Source organism: Belliella marina (assembly GCF_042682445.1).
Taxonomy (GTDB): domain Bacteria; phylum Bacteroidota; class Bacteroidia; order Cytophagales; family Cyclobacteriaceae; genus Belliella; species Belliella marina.
Map to the genome: position 1 here is coordinate 102,234 of NZ_JBHUHR010000021.1, position 15,556 is coordinate 117,789.

15 protein-coding genes and 1 tRNA gene are annotated in these 15,556 nt (G+C 38.1%); 3 read left to right on the forward strand and 13 right to left on the reverse strand.

What is annotated here, in order from left to right; all coding sequences use genetic code 11:
- Positions 1–7 precede the first annotated feature (7 nt).
- Both ACFSKL_RS07320 and ACFSKL_RS07325 read right to left on the reverse strand, forming a co-directional pair.
- Positions 8–613, reverse strand: coding sequence for a superoxide dismutase (locus ACFSKL_RS07320; protein ID WP_465252692.1), 606 nt, complete (start codon positions 611–613; stop codon positions 8–10).
- 228 nt (positions 614–841) lie between these two features.
- Positions 842–979 carry a hypothetical protein gene (locus ACFSKL_RS07325; protein ID WP_376884889.1) on the reverse strand — a complete coding sequence of 46 codons (138 nt, stop codon included), beginning with the start codon at positions 977–979 and terminating at the stop codon, positions 842–844.
- 126 nt (positions 980–1,105) lie between these two features.
- Here ACFSKL_RS07325 and ACFSKL_RS07330 point away from each other — a divergent pair, with 126 nt between their 5' ends.
- Both ACFSKL_RS07330 and ACFSKL_RS07335 read left to right on the forward strand, forming a co-directional pair.
- Complete coding sequence (locus ACFSKL_RS07330) at positions 1,106–1,762, forward strand: metal-dependent transcriptional regulator (RefSeq protein ID WP_376884890.1); 657 nt, start codon at positions 1,106–1,108, stop codon at positions 1,760–1,762.
- Positions 1,763–1,990: 228 nt separating this feature from the next.
- Positions 1,991–2,380: a phosphoribosyl-AMP cyclohydrolase gene (locus ACFSKL_RS07335; RefSeq protein ID WP_376884892.1), complete on the forward strand. Its 390-nt coding sequence runs from the start codon at positions 1,991–1,993 to the stop codon at positions 2,378–2,380.
- Between the two features lie 28 nt (positions 2,381–2,408).
- On the opposite strand, the gene ACFSKL_RS07340 is transcribed toward ACFSKL_RS07335, so the two are convergent.
- The 6 genes from ACFSKL_RS07340 to ACFSKL_RS07365 all read right to left on the reverse strand — a co-directional run bounded on the left by ACFSKL_RS07340 (position 2,409) and on the right by ACFSKL_RS07365 (position 5,310).
- Positions 2,409–2,756, reverse strand: a complete 348-nt coding sequence (locus tag ACFSKL_RS07340) for a nucleotide pyrophosphohydrolase (protein WP_376884894.1) — start codon at positions 2,754–2,756, stop codon at positions 2,409–2,411.
- Between the two features lie 11 nt (positions 2,757–2,767).
- Positions 2,768–3,220 (reverse strand): D-aminoacyl-tRNA deacylase, encoded by a 453-nt coding sequence (dtd, locus tag ACFSKL_RS07345; RefSeq protein WP_376884896.1) that lies wholly within the window; start codon positions 3,218–3,220, stop codon positions 2,768–2,770.
- A gap of 3 nt (positions 3,221–3,223) precedes the next feature.
- Positions 3,224–3,940 (reverse strand): Rossmann-fold NAD(P)-binding domain-containing protein, encoded by a 717-nt coding sequence (locus tag ACFSKL_RS07350; RefSeq protein WP_376884899.1) that lies wholly within the window; start codon positions 3,938–3,940, stop codon positions 3,224–3,226.
- Between the two features lie 33 nt (positions 3,941–3,973).
- Positions 3,974–4,393, reverse strand: coding sequence for a YkvA family protein (locus ACFSKL_RS07355; protein WP_376884901.1), 420 nt, complete (start codon positions 4,391–4,393; stop codon positions 3,974–3,976).
- A gap of 9 nt (positions 4,394–4,402) precedes the next feature.
- On the reverse strand, positions 4,403–4,924 hold the full coding sequence (locus ACFSKL_RS07360; RefSeq protein ID WP_376884902.1) for a DUF7935 family protein: 522 nt from the start codon (positions 4,922–4,924) through the stop codon (positions 4,403–4,405).
- Between the two features lie 107 nt (positions 4,925–5,031).
- Positions 5,032–5,310 carry a hypothetical protein gene (locus ACFSKL_RS07365; RefSeq protein ID WP_376884904.1) on the reverse strand — a complete coding sequence of 93 codons (279 nt, stop codon included), beginning with the start codon at positions 5,308–5,310 and terminating at the stop codon, positions 5,032–5,034.
- A 613-nt stretch (positions 5,311–5,923) separates the two neighbouring features.
- Between ACFSKL_RS07365 and ACFSKL_RS07370 the strand changes: the two genes are divergently transcribed.
- Positions 5,924–6,012, forward strand: a tRNA-Ser gene (locus ACFSKL_RS07370).
- 1,101 nt (positions 6,013–7,113) lie between these two features.
- Here ACFSKL_RS07370 and ACFSKL_RS07375 read toward each other — a convergent pair.
- From ACFSKL_RS07375 to ACFSKL_RS07395, 5 genes are all read right to left on the reverse strand, one after another.
- Positions 7,114–8,529, reverse strand: a complete 1,416-nt coding sequence (locus ACFSKL_RS07375) for a hypothetical protein (protein ID WP_376884907.1) — start codon at positions 8,527–8,529, stop codon at positions 7,114–7,116.
- An 82-nt stretch (positions 8,530–8,611) separates the two neighbouring features.
- Positions 8,612–9,700, reverse strand: coding sequence for an endo-1,4-beta-xylanase (locus tag ACFSKL_RS07380; RefSeq protein ID WP_376884909.1), 1,089 nt, complete (start codon positions 9,698–9,700; stop codon positions 8,612–8,614).
- Positions 9,701–9,779: 79 nt separating this feature from the next.
- Positions 9,780–11,390, reverse strand: a complete 1,611-nt coding sequence (locus ACFSKL_RS07385; protein ID WP_376884911.1) for a RagB/SusD family nutrient uptake outer membrane protein — start codon at positions 11,388–11,390, stop codon at positions 9,780–9,782.
- A gap of 10 nt (positions 11,391–11,400) precedes the next feature.
- Positions 11,401–14,337: a SusC/RagA family TonB-linked outer membrane protein gene (locus tag ACFSKL_RS07390; protein ID WP_376884912.1), complete on the reverse strand. Its 2,937-nt coding sequence runs from the start codon at positions 14,335–14,337 to the stop codon at positions 11,401–11,403.
- 82 nt (positions 14,338–14,419) lie between these two features.
- Complete coding sequence (locus ACFSKL_RS07395; protein ID WP_376884914.1) at positions 14,420–15,298, reverse strand: PKD domain-containing protein; 879 nt, start codon at positions 15,296–15,298, stop codon at positions 14,420–14,422.
- Positions 15,299–15,556 lie beyond the last annotated feature (258 nt).

The window sequence follows — 15,556 nt, forward strand, 5'->3', positions numbered from 1 at the left end:
TTACCTATCACTTATTTGAAGTTAGATTGGAATTGGCAAATTCCCAGTTGACAACTTCCCAAAAACCTTCGATGAATCTTGGTCTGGCATTTCTATAATCTATATAGTAGGCATGTTCCCACACATCTAGGGTGAGAATGGGTTTCTTACCTTCGGTCAAAGGAGTGTGTGCATCCTTCATGGGGACTATTTCCAAGGTTCCGGTTTCATTTTGTGCCAGCCACGCCCAGCCACAACCAAACAGTTTGGTGGCAGTGTCGGAAAACTGATCTTTGAATTTGTCAAAACCACCAAAATCACGATCTAGAAGTTCATTGATCGGTCCACGGGGGCTTGAGCCACCATCAGGAGAAAGGCAATGCCAAAAGAAACTATGGTTCCAGTGTTGTGCAGCATTGTTGAACAATATTGTGTTTTTATCCTGATATGCTTTCAGGATTATTTCCTCTATCCCAGTTTCGTTCAGTACAGTGTCTTTTGTCAAATTTTTAAGGTTATTCACATAGGTAGCATGGTGTTTACCATAGTGATAATCGAAAGTTTCTTCCGAAATAATCGGATTGAGTGCATTTTTACTGTAAGGTAATTGAGGAAGTTCGTGATTGATTTTCATCGTTTTTTGTTTTTGAATTTTAAAATTTTAATGGCTTTTTTGAGGGCAATGATTTTTGAAAGTTCCTGTGTGGCTTTTCTCATATCACTTTGCATTAAGTTATTGCCTTTGATACTTTTCTCGATATTTCTTTTTCTCCGTTCCAAAATTTCAATAGCGTATTGCATTGTGTTTTCTTGGTTTTGAATTTACTTTTTATGCCAATTGGTAGTACTTGCTGCTGCCTGACTATCTCCATTCCAAAATCTGCTGCTGCTTTTTCAATTTATCTTTGGTTATAGCCGAAGAAGCTGTACTGTTTCCATTCAATATTTCTTTTTTCTTTAAGTTGTTCAAATCCAGTGCGAAAGCTGTTTGGATTATCATTCCCTATGATTCTCTTTTATAAGTTATTCTAACAAAAGTATTAAATTAGATTAATCTAACAAATTTATTTCAAAAGTATTTCTAAATTATAGGTTCAATAGATAAAGGAATATTTATTTTCGTATCATGAATTCATTAGTAGAAGAAAACTATCTCAAGGCATTGTTTTCCTTAGCCAACAGCAATGGAGAAGTCAATGTTATAGACCTGTCCAAGCATCTGGGGATTAAGATGCCTTCTGTGACCAGTATGATGAAAAAACTTTCAGCAAAGGAATTGGTGGCTTACGAAAGTTATAAGCCTGTAAGATTGACTGAAAAAGGCAAAAAAGAGGCGGCGTTGATTGTTAGGAAACATCGATTGACCGAAATGTATCTGGTAGAGAAAATGGGGTTCGGCTGGGAGGAGGTACATGATATAGCGGAACAGATTGAACATATCAATTCGCCGTTGTTCTTTGATAAATTGGACAAACTTTTAGGTTACCCCAATTATGACCCCCATGGTTCTCCCATTCCCGACAAAGATGGAAAAATGGTTTTGAGGGAATACAGAAAATTAAGTGATTGCAAGAAGGGGGACAAAGTAAAGATTTCCGCCGTTATCAATACAACAGAGGAGTTTTTGAAGTTTTTGAACGGTAAGGGGATCTACTTGGGCTTGGAGGCGGAGATTGAATCTATCGAACCGTTTGACAACTCCATGGTCATCAGCCTTGGGGGAAAAACACCAGAAATGCTAAGTAATGTTGTTTGTGAGCGTTTGTTGGTTGAGGGTAAATGACTACCAATTGGATATGTCAAAATATCTGATAAAGGATTTTGCTCTTGATAGTAATTGGAGATATATTTTCTGGTTTTCGTTTTCTATACATTTATTGATTGAGTTTCACTATTATCCCAACCAACTTTTTGGATAAAAAACCTTTTTTTACTGAGGGATAGAGGTTTTGATGATTTATATTTAAATTGCAATATTGTTGCATTTATTGTTTGGAAAATTAATTGAAAAATGGATTTAGAAGAAACGACTGAACTGAGACTTCAGTTTGGGAAGAGGGGCGGGATCCTTCCGGTTGTGGTACAGGAGTTTGCGTCAGGCCAGATTTTGATGTTGGCCTCAGTCAATGAGGAAGCTTTTGAATATACACTTCAAAACAAAGTGGCTGCATTCTATAGCACTTCCAGGAAAAAGCTTTGGATTAAAGGAGAAACTTCCGGCAACTATCTCAAAATGATAAATATTCTAGTCGATTGTGACCAAGACGCCTTGGTATATCAGGTGTCTTTGGAAAAAGGAGGGGTTTGCCATACCTTCAACCAACATAATGAAAACAGAAAGGCATGTTTTTATAGGAGAGTAATCGATGAATCTGGAAAGTTTGAATTTTTGGAATTATAATTGGGTTTCACTGATTTACCAAAAATTTTCATTTCAACTTCTCGTTATTCTGATGTCTGTCTTTGTCCCTTATGTTTTTCTTTTCAAAGTTCTTCTCAAGGGCTTCTGTTAGGTTCACACCTGTCTGATTGGCCAAGCAAATCAAAACCCATAGTACGTCTGCCATTTCATCTCCCAAATCACGGTCTTTATCTGACTCTTTGAATGATTGCTCTCCATATTTTCTGGCCATAATCCTAGCCAATTCACCAACTTCTTCCATTAGGATAGACATATTGGTCAATTCACTGAAATATCTTACCCCAACAGTTTTTATCCAATGGTCTACATCTTTTTGGGCTTGTTCGATTGTGATATGTTTTGATTCTGAATGCATGGTAAGTGAGCTTAAACTTTATTTTTACTGTCTATGATAATCGTCACCGGTCCGTCATTGACCAAAGCAACTTTCATATCTGCCCCAAATACACCGGTCTCGATGGGTTTTTCCAAATCCTTTTGCAATGTCTCTATGAATTTTTCATACATGGGAACAGCAAAATCCGGTTTTGAGGCTTTTATATAGGAGGGTCTATTTCCTTTTTTGGTGCTTGCATGCAAAGTGAATTGGGAGATCAGAAGAATCTCCCCTCCAATATCCAAAATACTCCTGTTCATGACTTCATTTTCATCGGGGAATATCCGCAAATTGACAATTTTCTTGGAGAGCCATTCGATATCTTCCTGTTGGTCGGCATCTTCTATCCCGAGCAACAATAGCAAGCCTTTGCCAATCTTACCTTTTACTTTTCCGTCTATCTTTACGCTGGACTCGGATACCCTTTGGATTACTACAATCATACTTTAAAATTTCTGCATTTCTTTGGACGGAATGACTTCTACTTTTACTTGTTTGGGTTGGTTGGCATGAAAAATCATCGCTTTGGCGACTTGATGATCGTGGATGGGCCTGTATTTATTCATGATTTTCAGCCAAGAAAGGGGCTTCATCAATATTTTTGCCACTTCTTCCCCAAACCTGAATTCATTGCGTGTACCCAATAGGAGGGAAGGCTGGAAAATCCCCAGGTAATCAAAGGGGATGGTTTTCAAATCTTCCTCTGTCTCGCCTTTCACACTGTTGTAATAGACTGATGATTGGGGATCTGCCCCCAAGGCACTTACAAACAGCAAGCGGCTTGCACCAATTCCATGGGACCATTTTGCGAAATTGTATACAAAATCATGGTCGACTTGGTAAAATTTTTCTTTAGAACCTGCTGCTTTTATGGTTGTTCCCAATGAAGAATATGCATGAATATCCACTTTTTTGTCTTTTATAGCCTGTACAAGAGGGAAATATACCCCTCCAAGATCAGTTTTCCTCAACTTGGTTTCCCAATCCCATTGTGCGATATCTTTAAACCCACCTTCAAGTTGGACCAGTTTTTCATGTTTGAGAGCCAAAGTTCTTCTGCCCACAGAGATAATCAAATCGTAGGTGTTGTCCTTTATCAATTGGTGTAGGAGCTGCATGCCAATCAGGCCAGAAGTTCCGGACAATAGTGCTATTTTTTTCATTTTTCTACATTAGATGTCCAAAAATCCAAGAGGTTATTCTTTTATGAGTGTCTTTTCCCAGGCAAGAAAGTCTTCGATTTCATTTTTCAGGACATTGAATATGGCGATGACTACTGACACATCATCAGCAAATCCAATTATAGGGAGAAAATCAGGAATGATGTCTATCGGCAACACAAAGTACAGAAGGCCCAAAACCAATAATCCCAATGTCTTGGCGGATAATTTATGTGTCCCGTTTTTATGGGCATAGATCATCCTTTTGAATATCAAAATGGGTTCGATGGCTTTTTGAACATTTGGGTTTTGGGAGAAATTCCTGATTTTTTCGGCAGATTTATAAAGCAATACCTTCAATTTCCCTTCTTCCCCAGCCACTTGTTGGGCCTTTTTTAGGTAAAGCAATTTAGCCCTTTCGTAAAAACCGACAGACTTGTCTTTCAATGAAGCCATGGTGTTGTGTTAGAAATAGATCCTGATTTCAGATTTCACATTTGAAAGGGCAATTTGGATGCCATCATTCTTTTCGTCCAATGATCTTTGGAATATTCTTTTGGCGAGGTCAATCCCCCTAGCTTCATCATTCATGTCCTGAAAAGAAGAATTGATGATGGTAACTACTCCTTCTACAGCCCTCTTCACTGACTCCCAGGTTTCGTCTGAGAAGTATACCTGCTGGGATAGGTTGTGGTTGAATTCATCCCTAACTTCATGAAGTAGTTGCGTGTGTAGGTCTTTGGCAGAAAAGCTATGCTGATTGATCCTCCTCACAAGGTTGTTTGGTGTGATCCGTTCCAAAAGTAGACAAAGTCTTTCACCTGCCTGAAGTCGGATTGGCAATACCGTTTGGGTATTTTGTGTCTTGAGGTTAAGGAGCAGTTTTTCCCGTTCTTTTTTCAAAAATGATATGACAGTAACATACATACCATAGATAACCAATGCCGCAGGCAAGGTGATTTTCAAAAGATCCGCTAATAAGTCCATATTGTATATTTGATTGAACCGTGAATATCTGAAAATATTAACGATAAAAAGCACAAATAGACATGGAAAGCATCCAAGATCTTAATATACCAAACAATGAAGGTTTGTTAGGCGAAAATTTTGCTTGTTGTTTTTTCAATTTCAAGCAGCATTTTATTGAAATCCGGATAGTTGATTTCCTTGATCATCATAATCAAGGTGTGCGCAAATTCTTGCTTGCACATTTGGACACAAAATTCCGGCTGCTCATCAATGCATTTGGAGATCCTTTTTTCATCAAAGATCCTCATCAGTTCTTCTTTGTTGTTTGCCCTAACCAATATCTGGTCTTGGTTTTCTTCATTGATCACGACAGTGAAGCTACCGTGTAAAGATGTAATTACCATAACTGTAAACTGTTTCTTGCAGATTTATTTACACTTGAATTTCTTTAATCTACCACATCTAAAGCTTTCATTACCAAAGATAACCGTCTTTTGTAGAAACCTTTATGTGCACCCTAATCGACCCGTAAACCTACAAAACATAATTTTCCCAAAAAATACCAAGTACTTGGTATTTTTTGGCTCTTGTTTAGAGATGTTTTTGGTTTTTTGTTGTCAAAAGAATATCAAATATAAAAATATATGGATAAAGAAATATACTATTAGATATAAATATAAAGGAATTAACATTTTAATAACGTAGGTAGAGTTCAGATGTAAAAGCTAATGTTTAAGGACTGAAAACGGTGGTTTTTGAAAAAATGCTTCAATCCAGAAAAAAACTTAAAGAAAACGGAAAAAATTACTTGTTGATAAACAGCTGATTACTCAAATACTTCAATAATTATGGTTTTGAAGATGTATAATAAGAGAAATCAATTTTGCTTATGTGGATAATATTCCTTTATATTTGCATCGATTTGAAACGGTAGCGTGTTCAATCAGAAAGTTAGGTGAGTGGCATAAGCCATCCACCGCGATGGATAAACTGTCGTAAAAACGTTTCATAAATGATAGAGAGTTGGGTGAGTGGCTTAAACCAGCAGTTTGCTAAACTGTCGTACGGGTAATTCCGTACCGGGGGTTCGAATCCCCCACTCTCTACTGATTCGGTGTTTAAATATTTCAAATTCAACAAGTTATGAGTTGAGTTTTAATTTTACTCACCGAAAAGTACTCCAAAAAAACCTTAAAAATGCCTCTTATGGGCTGAAAACAGGGTTTTTAACCAATATTTTACGTATTTAACTGCAAAAAACTCACATTCAAAAGATGTGGGTTTTTTTGCGTTTTAAGGCTTCTTTTTGCCAAAATTTGCAAATATTTCAATCTCAAGATGCGTATTTCGGTGAGTCATTTTTCTTGATGAAAATGACTCACCAGAACTGTTTTAAAGTACTGGTTTACAATATTTTCTATGATAGAGTCTCTTGCTGGATGACTCACTTTTTGTTAAGTTTAAACCTAAAAATTGAGCAAAAATGATTGAAAAAACATTCAGTATGACTTTTGATGATATAGTAGAAGTCATTAACCCGGCAGCTTGACTTGTGTGATCTATCCTGGTACATTTGCCACAAATAGCATAGTACCAATACCTTGATTTTTGGTTTATTTGGTCGTGCCAATCTTATAGAACAACAAATTGGTCGAAAATAAGTAAGATGAAGAATTCTATGATAACCTGATTTTAAAAATGAAGGGATACTTACAGATTTTTTTAATTGGACTGTGAAATTTACTGTGTGAATAGTTTAAATGGCAATCGATTTTAATCCAAAAATCACAGCCAAGGAGATTAAATATTTGACGGAATTGTCAAAAAGAGGAGTTGTAGAGTACCAATTGGACATGCTGAAAAAAGAGAACTCCATAGAAAGACATGTCCTAAAATTAGGAGAGCGGAAAGTTATCAGATTAATTTAAATGTATTTTATTCTCTAATAATCAGATGTCGAAAGCAATTAGTTGAGGTGTGAGACCGCTCGATCCGTAGCTAAAGTGTACGTAGGTGAAATCAACCGAGACAGTCTCACAACCAACCAACTTATAGTTTCATCTAAATGATGATTGTTGAAACCATATCCAAATAAATGTTATTGTGTTGTTTGAAACAGAAAATATGAAATGAAGGCTTCTTGCTGATAAATTTCTAAAGAGAATGTGTTTAAGTTTTTAATAGGATCCCTAAAGTTTATATGAATTTTATTTGTCAAATACCTGTATCAGATCAATAACCTTATCATTGAAATCTTTCATCAATACCATCAGTGGTTTATAAACATTAAACTCGCTATCTACTATGCCTTTGTTTGAATCTCTGTTAGAATAATCAGTGGTGAGGTCAAGTGGATCATTATCTTGATAGGTAAACCAATGCCAGCCAACACAAACTTTACTTTCCAATAATTTCATTGCAAAATTCTGGTAAAAGACCCCTCTATCTTTTTGTGTAGGTACATTCCATCCTGCACCAGTTCTGTTTGGCAAACCTGAATCTTCCCCTTTTACATACCACTCTGTGATGATAAAAGGTTTACCTGACCATTTCTCCCAGTTAGTCAAAATCTCCAAATCTGGCTCCCACTTTCTGTAATGATTGACAGAAAGAATATCTATATACTTTCCTGCCACTTCGAAAATTGCCGGATTTTGCAATTCTTCTTTTTCTTGATTGAATCTGCATCCTAAAAACATATGGTTAGCATCATATTTTTTTATGGCTGCACTTACTTTAGATATATATGTTTCAAAATAGAACGCTGTAAATGCCAACCTGTCATCATCATTGATGTCTTCTATATCTGCGTCTTTACCTTTTCTTTCGTCTAGCCATTTTTTTGCAGCAAGATACCCTGGTTCATCTTTTGCCAAATAGGTTAGGTGCCTATCAAGTGCATCGTTTTTCCATGGAAGTTCATTGTCTGTATAGTACCCCAGCAAATATTTGTCATTTGCATATTTTTGGATCGGAGCTATTGCTTTCTCTACATATTCGTCAAACTCTGGGTCAAAAACCATTGCCAAATCAAACCTGAATCCTTGCCAACCTGTCTGAAAATATTCTCCGCCATACCTTTTGATATGTTCTGATTTATAACTGCCCATTGGGTTTACAATCACTGTATATACTAAGGGTTTTTCCACTTCTCTCAGCCTATCTACATCTGACCAGGCTCCAGTACCATTGAACCCATGTTCCTTCAATAGCTCAGTTTCCTTGACTGCCCAATTTTGAATATTGCCATATTTTTCATTCATGGAAATCTGTTGTTTTTCCGACTTCCCAGGACGAACTACTGCCACGCCTTTATGGATAAATGGATATCCGTCAGGATCTATGATCCACCATCTATCATCGATTTTTTCAGTTCTGAAGAATCCAGTCGCAGTTGTTTTTGTCGTTTTCCATCCACCAAATTTACTTTCCTCGGGAGATCTTCTTTTATTTTCCAAGGCTGTAATCATATCAACTGTTTTAGCCTGATATATTTCCCAGTTAGGATCTTCAGCATTCTTCCTTGCTTTCACTTCATAAAAACCACTAGACTCTTGGGCGTACAATATGGGTTGAGCACAGATAAAGATTGTTAGAGCACATATATATTTTAGTTGCATCATTTGTATTCCATTGAAATCAGATATCAGTAAATCAATATCTGAGAAAGTTTATAAAATAAGTTTAATAGGTTTGAATTGTACGCTATTGCAAGCCCTCCAAGAAGCCTTCATAAGTTTTTTTCTTCTGAAAGTTCTCGTCAAACAGCAAAGGGTATTCCTTTGGGTGCCACCATGATGTCAACCATGTCCGCTTATCTGATACTCCCCAAGTAGTAATTGCGAATTTTTGTTCTTGGGGAATAGATTCGAAAAATGTCACAAAGTCTTTATAAGCTTCTGCATGCTTTGCCTGTTCAGACGGAAGGTATACAAAGTTGTCATCTTTATTGACATTAATCCTAATGTCCAATTCTGACATGTGGATAAGCAATCCGGTGCTAGCCAAATCCGTCAAACCATTCTTTATGGTTGTCCTATTCGTAGAGACCATGTAATGGAACTGATCTCCCAATCCGTCAATAGGAAAGCCATTTTCCCTAAATCTATTGACCATTTGTCGCATAGCCCCTCGCTTTCCCGATGCCAAAACTACATTATAGTCGTTGTAGAATAGTTTTGCATCTGGATCCGCAGCTCGTGCATACTCAAAACATCTCCCATAAAAAGCTATAGGATCATTGAAAGTTTTAAACACAGGACATCCATCTCGACGCAATGTACCATTATCATTGAAAATTTCATTGGCTACATCCCAGCTGCTTATTTTACCCTTGTACCTGCCTACGACTGTCTCTATATAGGTTTTGATTTTTGTTTCAAAAGTTGCCGAATCATAATTTGCATTTCTAAACCAATTAGGAAAAGAGTTATACCATAGCAAGGCATGACCATGCACATCCATATTGTTGGTTGCAGCAAAATTCACCATCCCGTCAGCTGCCACCCAATCATAATTGTTTTCACCTTTCCATATATGAGCCATTTTCATTTCATTTTCCCCAGTGATTTGGGAAAAATGGGTACTCAAAGTATTAGCATATTGTCCATTGAGTTCTGAGTTGGTAACAGCAGAGCCAATACCAAATTTTGCTTTAAGCTTTATATTTTCCAAAGAAGGTTCTGGTATTTCTTCTGGATCTTCAACAATTGGATTTTCACCAGAATCAGCACATGCAACCATTCCCGCAGAAAAGAGCAATGCCAACCATATTTTTATAATGTTGTTTTTCATGTGTTTATAATTTTAATGATTTTGGGTAGTTTCAATAAGCACTCGGAAACCAAGAATGGGATTTCTGGTTCCTTACTGGTTAATATCCAGGGTTTTGAGACATTACTCTATCAGTATTTGCATCGATCACCCTTTGTGGAATTGGTAGCAATACTTGAAAATCTTGGATGTTCGCTGCAAACTTATTCAGGGCGCGATTTCTTTCAAGAAGTTTTCCTGTTCTTACCATTGTATGTCTTCGATGTTCTTCAGTCACCAATTCTCTCGACCTTTCATCAAGGATAAAATCAATGTTTACTTGTGCCGGAGAAATTTCGGAGGCATTGGATCTTCTTCTGATTTGATTGATCAATTCAGCAGCTTCAGCGTTATTCCCCAACTTCATCTCTGCCTCAGCCAACAAGAGATATGTCTCTGCGACTCTCAAGTAAACTTGATCAGCAAAGGCAAAATTTGCATTCCACAGATTGGGATCATCATACGTCCAGTCCCATTTTCTTGTACTGGCCCATCTGGCATTGTTTACATTCATTTGGCTATTGTCCATCTGCGTTCTTATCGTATCTCCATTGAAGCCAATGTAGTATTTACGAACAGCATACTCGCTAAACCTGTGATCTTGTGGTTCATAGATACTAAAAGCCCAGGCCGAAATAGCCAATCTCCCAATTCCTCTACCTCCATTCTCTGGGGTATAAGGTGCGTATCCATTATAATTGATCACCCAAGACCTTCTCATTGAATTGGAACTTGCGCCGGGAAGCTCCAGAACATCCGAATTCGGGAATACCCAAAGTGCTTCTCTATTCCCTTCTGCCCGGGTGATGTTGCCATCATAAAACTGATCCATAAATGGAACTCCTGGCTGATTTGCACGAACACCAAATCGCTGGGTAGTCAAAGCAAAATTACCTCCGTTTACAACCCTTGAAGCTTTTTCTCTTGCTTCCTCCGGCATATCCATCCAGAGGTAAATCTCTGCCAAATAATGTGACGCGATTGCTCCTGAAAGCTCAAGTACACTATTCGAAACTTCTGGTAGATAGGACTCAGCCAAAAGCAAATCGGACACGATCAATTCTTGGACTTCTCTGACCGGTCTTCTTTCCCAATCATTTTTGTAGTTTAACCCATTGATTTCTTCGGTTGAAATAGGGACATCACCGAAGCTATAAACTAAGTGTCTGTAAGCCCAAGCCCTTACAAGATGGGCATGACCCAAAATGAGTTGCTTGTTTGCCAATTCCATTTCCGGAGATGTAGCTTGCCAATCAACATCAGGGTTTTCGGCTCTTGCTATGATCATGTTAGCAGAGTTGATAGCCCTATACATCAGTAAGAAAATCCCTGGATTCCCAAAAGTATCTCCATTCATCAATTGCATTTCAGGATTCAACTCAATGTTGTATTGATTTAAGCCACGGGACCAAGAAAGTTCTGTGTTTGCCCAGCCATTATCTACACCTATTTTCCAGACAAAACCAAGTTCAGCAGACTGGATCTTATCTTCCCTTTCGTCTCTCACAAAATCCAAAAGCGCATTTGTCGCCAATCTAAAACCTTGGAAAGTTCCAAATAGATTATCAGCATAAAGGTTATCCCTTGGGTTTTCCTTCAAAAAATCTTCTTCTACGCATCCTGAATTCGCTCCAAGGATTAGTATTATGATTGTATATAGTATCTTTTTCATATTGAATCAATTAAAACTGTACTCTAAAACCTGCTATATATGATTTAACAAAAGGAATTGACCGTTGGCTTCCCAATTCAGGGTCTGTGCCTTCCCAGTCTGTGATTGTTACCAGATTCTTTGCATTGACATATACCTCTGCCCTTCCCAATTTCCATTTTGACAACATTGGTGCGTTAAGTCTGTAGCTCAAAGTCACATCATTCAGCCTTACAAAACTTGCATTGTTTGACCTACCAAAATATTGGACTTGAAAAGCATTTGAATCATCTCTGTTTGCTGGCCAAACATTGTTAGGGTTCTCTGCCGTCCACCAATCTCTGTTCAATGTCCTGGCTCTTCCGTCAAAGAATGGATTCATCAGCTCATTGCCCTTTGTCAAACCCTGTACAGTACTGATGAAAAATTGTAAAGATAGATTCTTGTAAGAAACAGTATTGTTTAGACCTGCAATAAAATCAGGAATGGCATTGCCAATGAAAGTTCGATCATCTGCATTGATGGTTCCGTCACCATTTACATCCCGAACACGAATGTCTCCAGGTCTTGCTGTAGGCTGGGCAGAATTCACGATGTCATCACCCACCTGCCAAATTCCGTCAAACAAATAGCTGAAATTGACATTCAACGGCTCACCGATAAACCATCTATTGGCTAGATCATCTGCGGGGTTTCCATTTTCATCCCTCAAGCCAACATCTACAATCTCATTTCTGAAGAATGAAAAAGTCAAATCAGTGGTCCATTTCCAGTCTCTCTTGTCAATGTTGATTGAAGATATCTGAAGATCTAAACCTCTATTTCGAGTTGATCCGATATTTTGTCTAATTACACCTGTACCATTTACTTGGGAAATATTTCGATTTAGCAATAGGTCAACCGTGGTAGTCATAAAGTAATCCACAGAACCCTGAATCCTGTTTTCAAACAATCCAAAGTCTACACCGAAATTTGCGGATTTTGACGTTTCCCAACCCAAACTTGGGTCACCGATCCCTGATGGGTAAAAACCAAAAGCAGTTCCTCTCAGGTCATCCAAGTAATTCTGGACACTAAGACCAGGCAAGGTAGAGTATGGGGCAATTGCCTGATTCCCATTCTCTCCATAAGAGGTCCTTAATTTCATTGCCGTGATCTGGGGTATGTTTTCCAAAAAGGACTCTCTATCCAGATTCCAACCAACTGCTACCGATGGGAATACCCCAAACTTGGTGGCATCACCAAAACCTGAATAGCCATCTCTTCTTGCAGTCAAAGTCAAAAGGTATTTACTGTCATAACCATAGTTTACCCTAGCCATTTGTGAAAGATAATTCCACTGGGTATAACTATCGCTTGGGTTCCAAACAGTAGCCAAATTGTTTTGGTAATTGGTCATAATATCACTTGGGAATCCACTTGCAGTCAAGTTGTGGTTTTTACTCCATCTTTCCTGTGCACTGTAAAGTCCTGTAAAACCAACTGTATGTTTTCCAAATGTTTTGTCATATGTCAAAATATTTTCCACAATCCAATCTTCTTCCTGCCAGTTGTTGGTAGTAGCTACACCTCCCTGTTGAAGTCCAGACCTTGTGTTTCTTCCAGAATAAGTATCGATTGCTCTATATCTGTAATCATATCCCGTATTTACCCTAAATTTCAAACCTTCCACAAATGGAATGTCTATCTGCAAATAATTTTGAGTGATGATTCTTCTTGTTTTATCTTCATTCAAGACATTGAAAGGTTCTAAGGGATTGGAAAAAAATGAATCTTCAGGCCAAGGGAAGATTGTCAATGTTTCTCCATCTTCCTGAAATGGTGCGGTCAAAGGATTCATTGTGAATGCTGACCCAAAATTTGCGGCATTGGCACTTCTATCTGTATTGAGGAGTTGATTACTTGTACCTAATGTCAACCAAGGAGTGATTTTGGTATCTACATTCAGTCTCAGAGTGGTCCGTACCAAATCGTCATTCTTTGCGACACCTTTGGCATCTACATAATTTCCTGAAATGAAGTACTTTGTTTCTTCTGTCCCTCCAGAAAGAGAAAGGTTGTGTTGCTGTCTTGTTCCCATTCGGGTAGCAAGATCCAACCAATCTGTATTTACACCATTTTCAAAAGCTATCTGCTCAGATTGTGAAATTGATCCCAATCCATAGCGGTCAACTTTGGTGTTGTAAAATGAATTTCCATCCATTAAATCCGGGATATTTGAAATCTGATCTATGCCAAAATAAGTGTCATAAGAGATTTTTGCTTTCCCGACAGCCCCTCTTTTTGTAGTGATCAGAATTACGCCATTTGCAGCTCTCGCTCCGTAAATAGCTGCTGAAGAAGCATCTTTGAGTACTTCCAGAGAAGCAATATCCATTGGGTTGATTTCAGACAACCTTCCATTGTAAGGAATACCATCCAAAATAATAAAAGGCTCACTACTGGCAGCCAGTGAATTTCTACCCCTAATCTGAAGTCCGACATTATCACCTTCCACACCAGATCCGTTGTTGGTTACTGCTAGACCAGCAACACGCCCCTGTAGCGCCTGCCCCAAAGATACGGTTGGCATCGTTTCCAGCTGTTCAGCTTTATAGGAAGCAACTGCTCCCGTAATATCGCTTCGTTTCTGCGTACCATACCCTACTACGATCACTTCAGAAAGAGATTGTAAGTCAGCAAGCATTTCGATATTGATGATAGATCTTCCAGCTATACCTATTTTTTGGGTTATATATCCAACGAATGAAAATACCAATACATCATTAGTATTTGCCCTCACGCTGAAGTTACCATCTACATCGGTAACCGTACCTATGGTAGTTCCTTCCACCAGAATATTAACTCCTGGGATTCCTAATCCATCATCTGGATCTATTACTTTTCCGGTAATTGTACTCTGCTGGGCATACCCTTGATGCAACAAGAGCATAAACCCACAGATAAGTAGGAGTAATTTTGAATTCATTTGATTGGTTATTTATTTGGTTATTGATTGAAATGAACATTAGATATGGGTTCGATCCAATATTCAACTTATTGTTGTTTCATTATTTTGACACATAGAAGTCGTCTAGAAAAAAGTCATAATTGTTTGCTGACCTTACATCTCCTTCACTTCTGAATACTAAAAGATTATTTATTGCACTAAGATTCAAACTGTTATTAGCAGCCTTGAAGTCTGCCAATGGAATAGAAATCTTATGCCAATTTCCATCTCTCTTGAATCCATATTCTTCCCCCGTTGCTGTAAATTTCAAGATTGCATTTTGCCCTGCACTTTGAAGTCTGATCAAGATTGCTCCATTACTTGTGGATTTGAGTGCCAAGTTGTAGAAGCCATCGGCATATTCACTTATATCGACTGTTCCTGATTGCGGAGTAATCGATGCCATAGCCCAATCTGAAGAACCATCAATTGTGAAAGACATTGCCTTAGTTCCTTCGAATGCATTTTGCTCAACCTCAGTTACTGTAAATTGGTTGTTTCTCTGGATATTAACAGGTACTGACTCAGAAATATTTGGGTTTTCTGTGTAAAAAGCCATGCGTTGTACCTCAGGCTCTGGCAAGCCCTCAACTTCAATATTGAAGCTTTGAGTAACGCTGATGTTATCAATGTAGGTAATTTCTAGGGTAGCTACATATGAACCTCCCTTTTCGAACTTAACTTCAACTTCAGGATCCTCCGACACAGCAGGTGTACCCTCCTGGAAATTCCATCTTCTGGTATGAACCTTTGTGGATTGGTCAACAAAAGTGATGGACTCACCCGCCATAATTCTATTGGTGCTAGCACTAGCTACCAATTCACCTGGTCCCGATAGGACGAGTTCGTCTCCATCATCAACACAGGCATTTAGTCCCAAAACTAGCATAGCTAACATGGCTAGTCCAAGATTCTTGGTGATTTTTGTAATTGTATTCATGATTTTAGGTTTAAATTGTCAATTGATAATGAGTACAATTTTAGAATTAAGGGCATGAATTGTGATTCATTATTGTTCAAAATCCATTCATTATTGTGTGAAATCATAATAGTCTTTTATGATTATCCGCAATGGCACCAGTAGTTAAATTATGCATATGTAATCATGCGGATAATTGTCAACTACGCCACGCCTGTCCGCCGTGGTGGAGCGCACGAGTGTCGACGGTTGACAGTCAACTTGCCCTGGAAACAATAT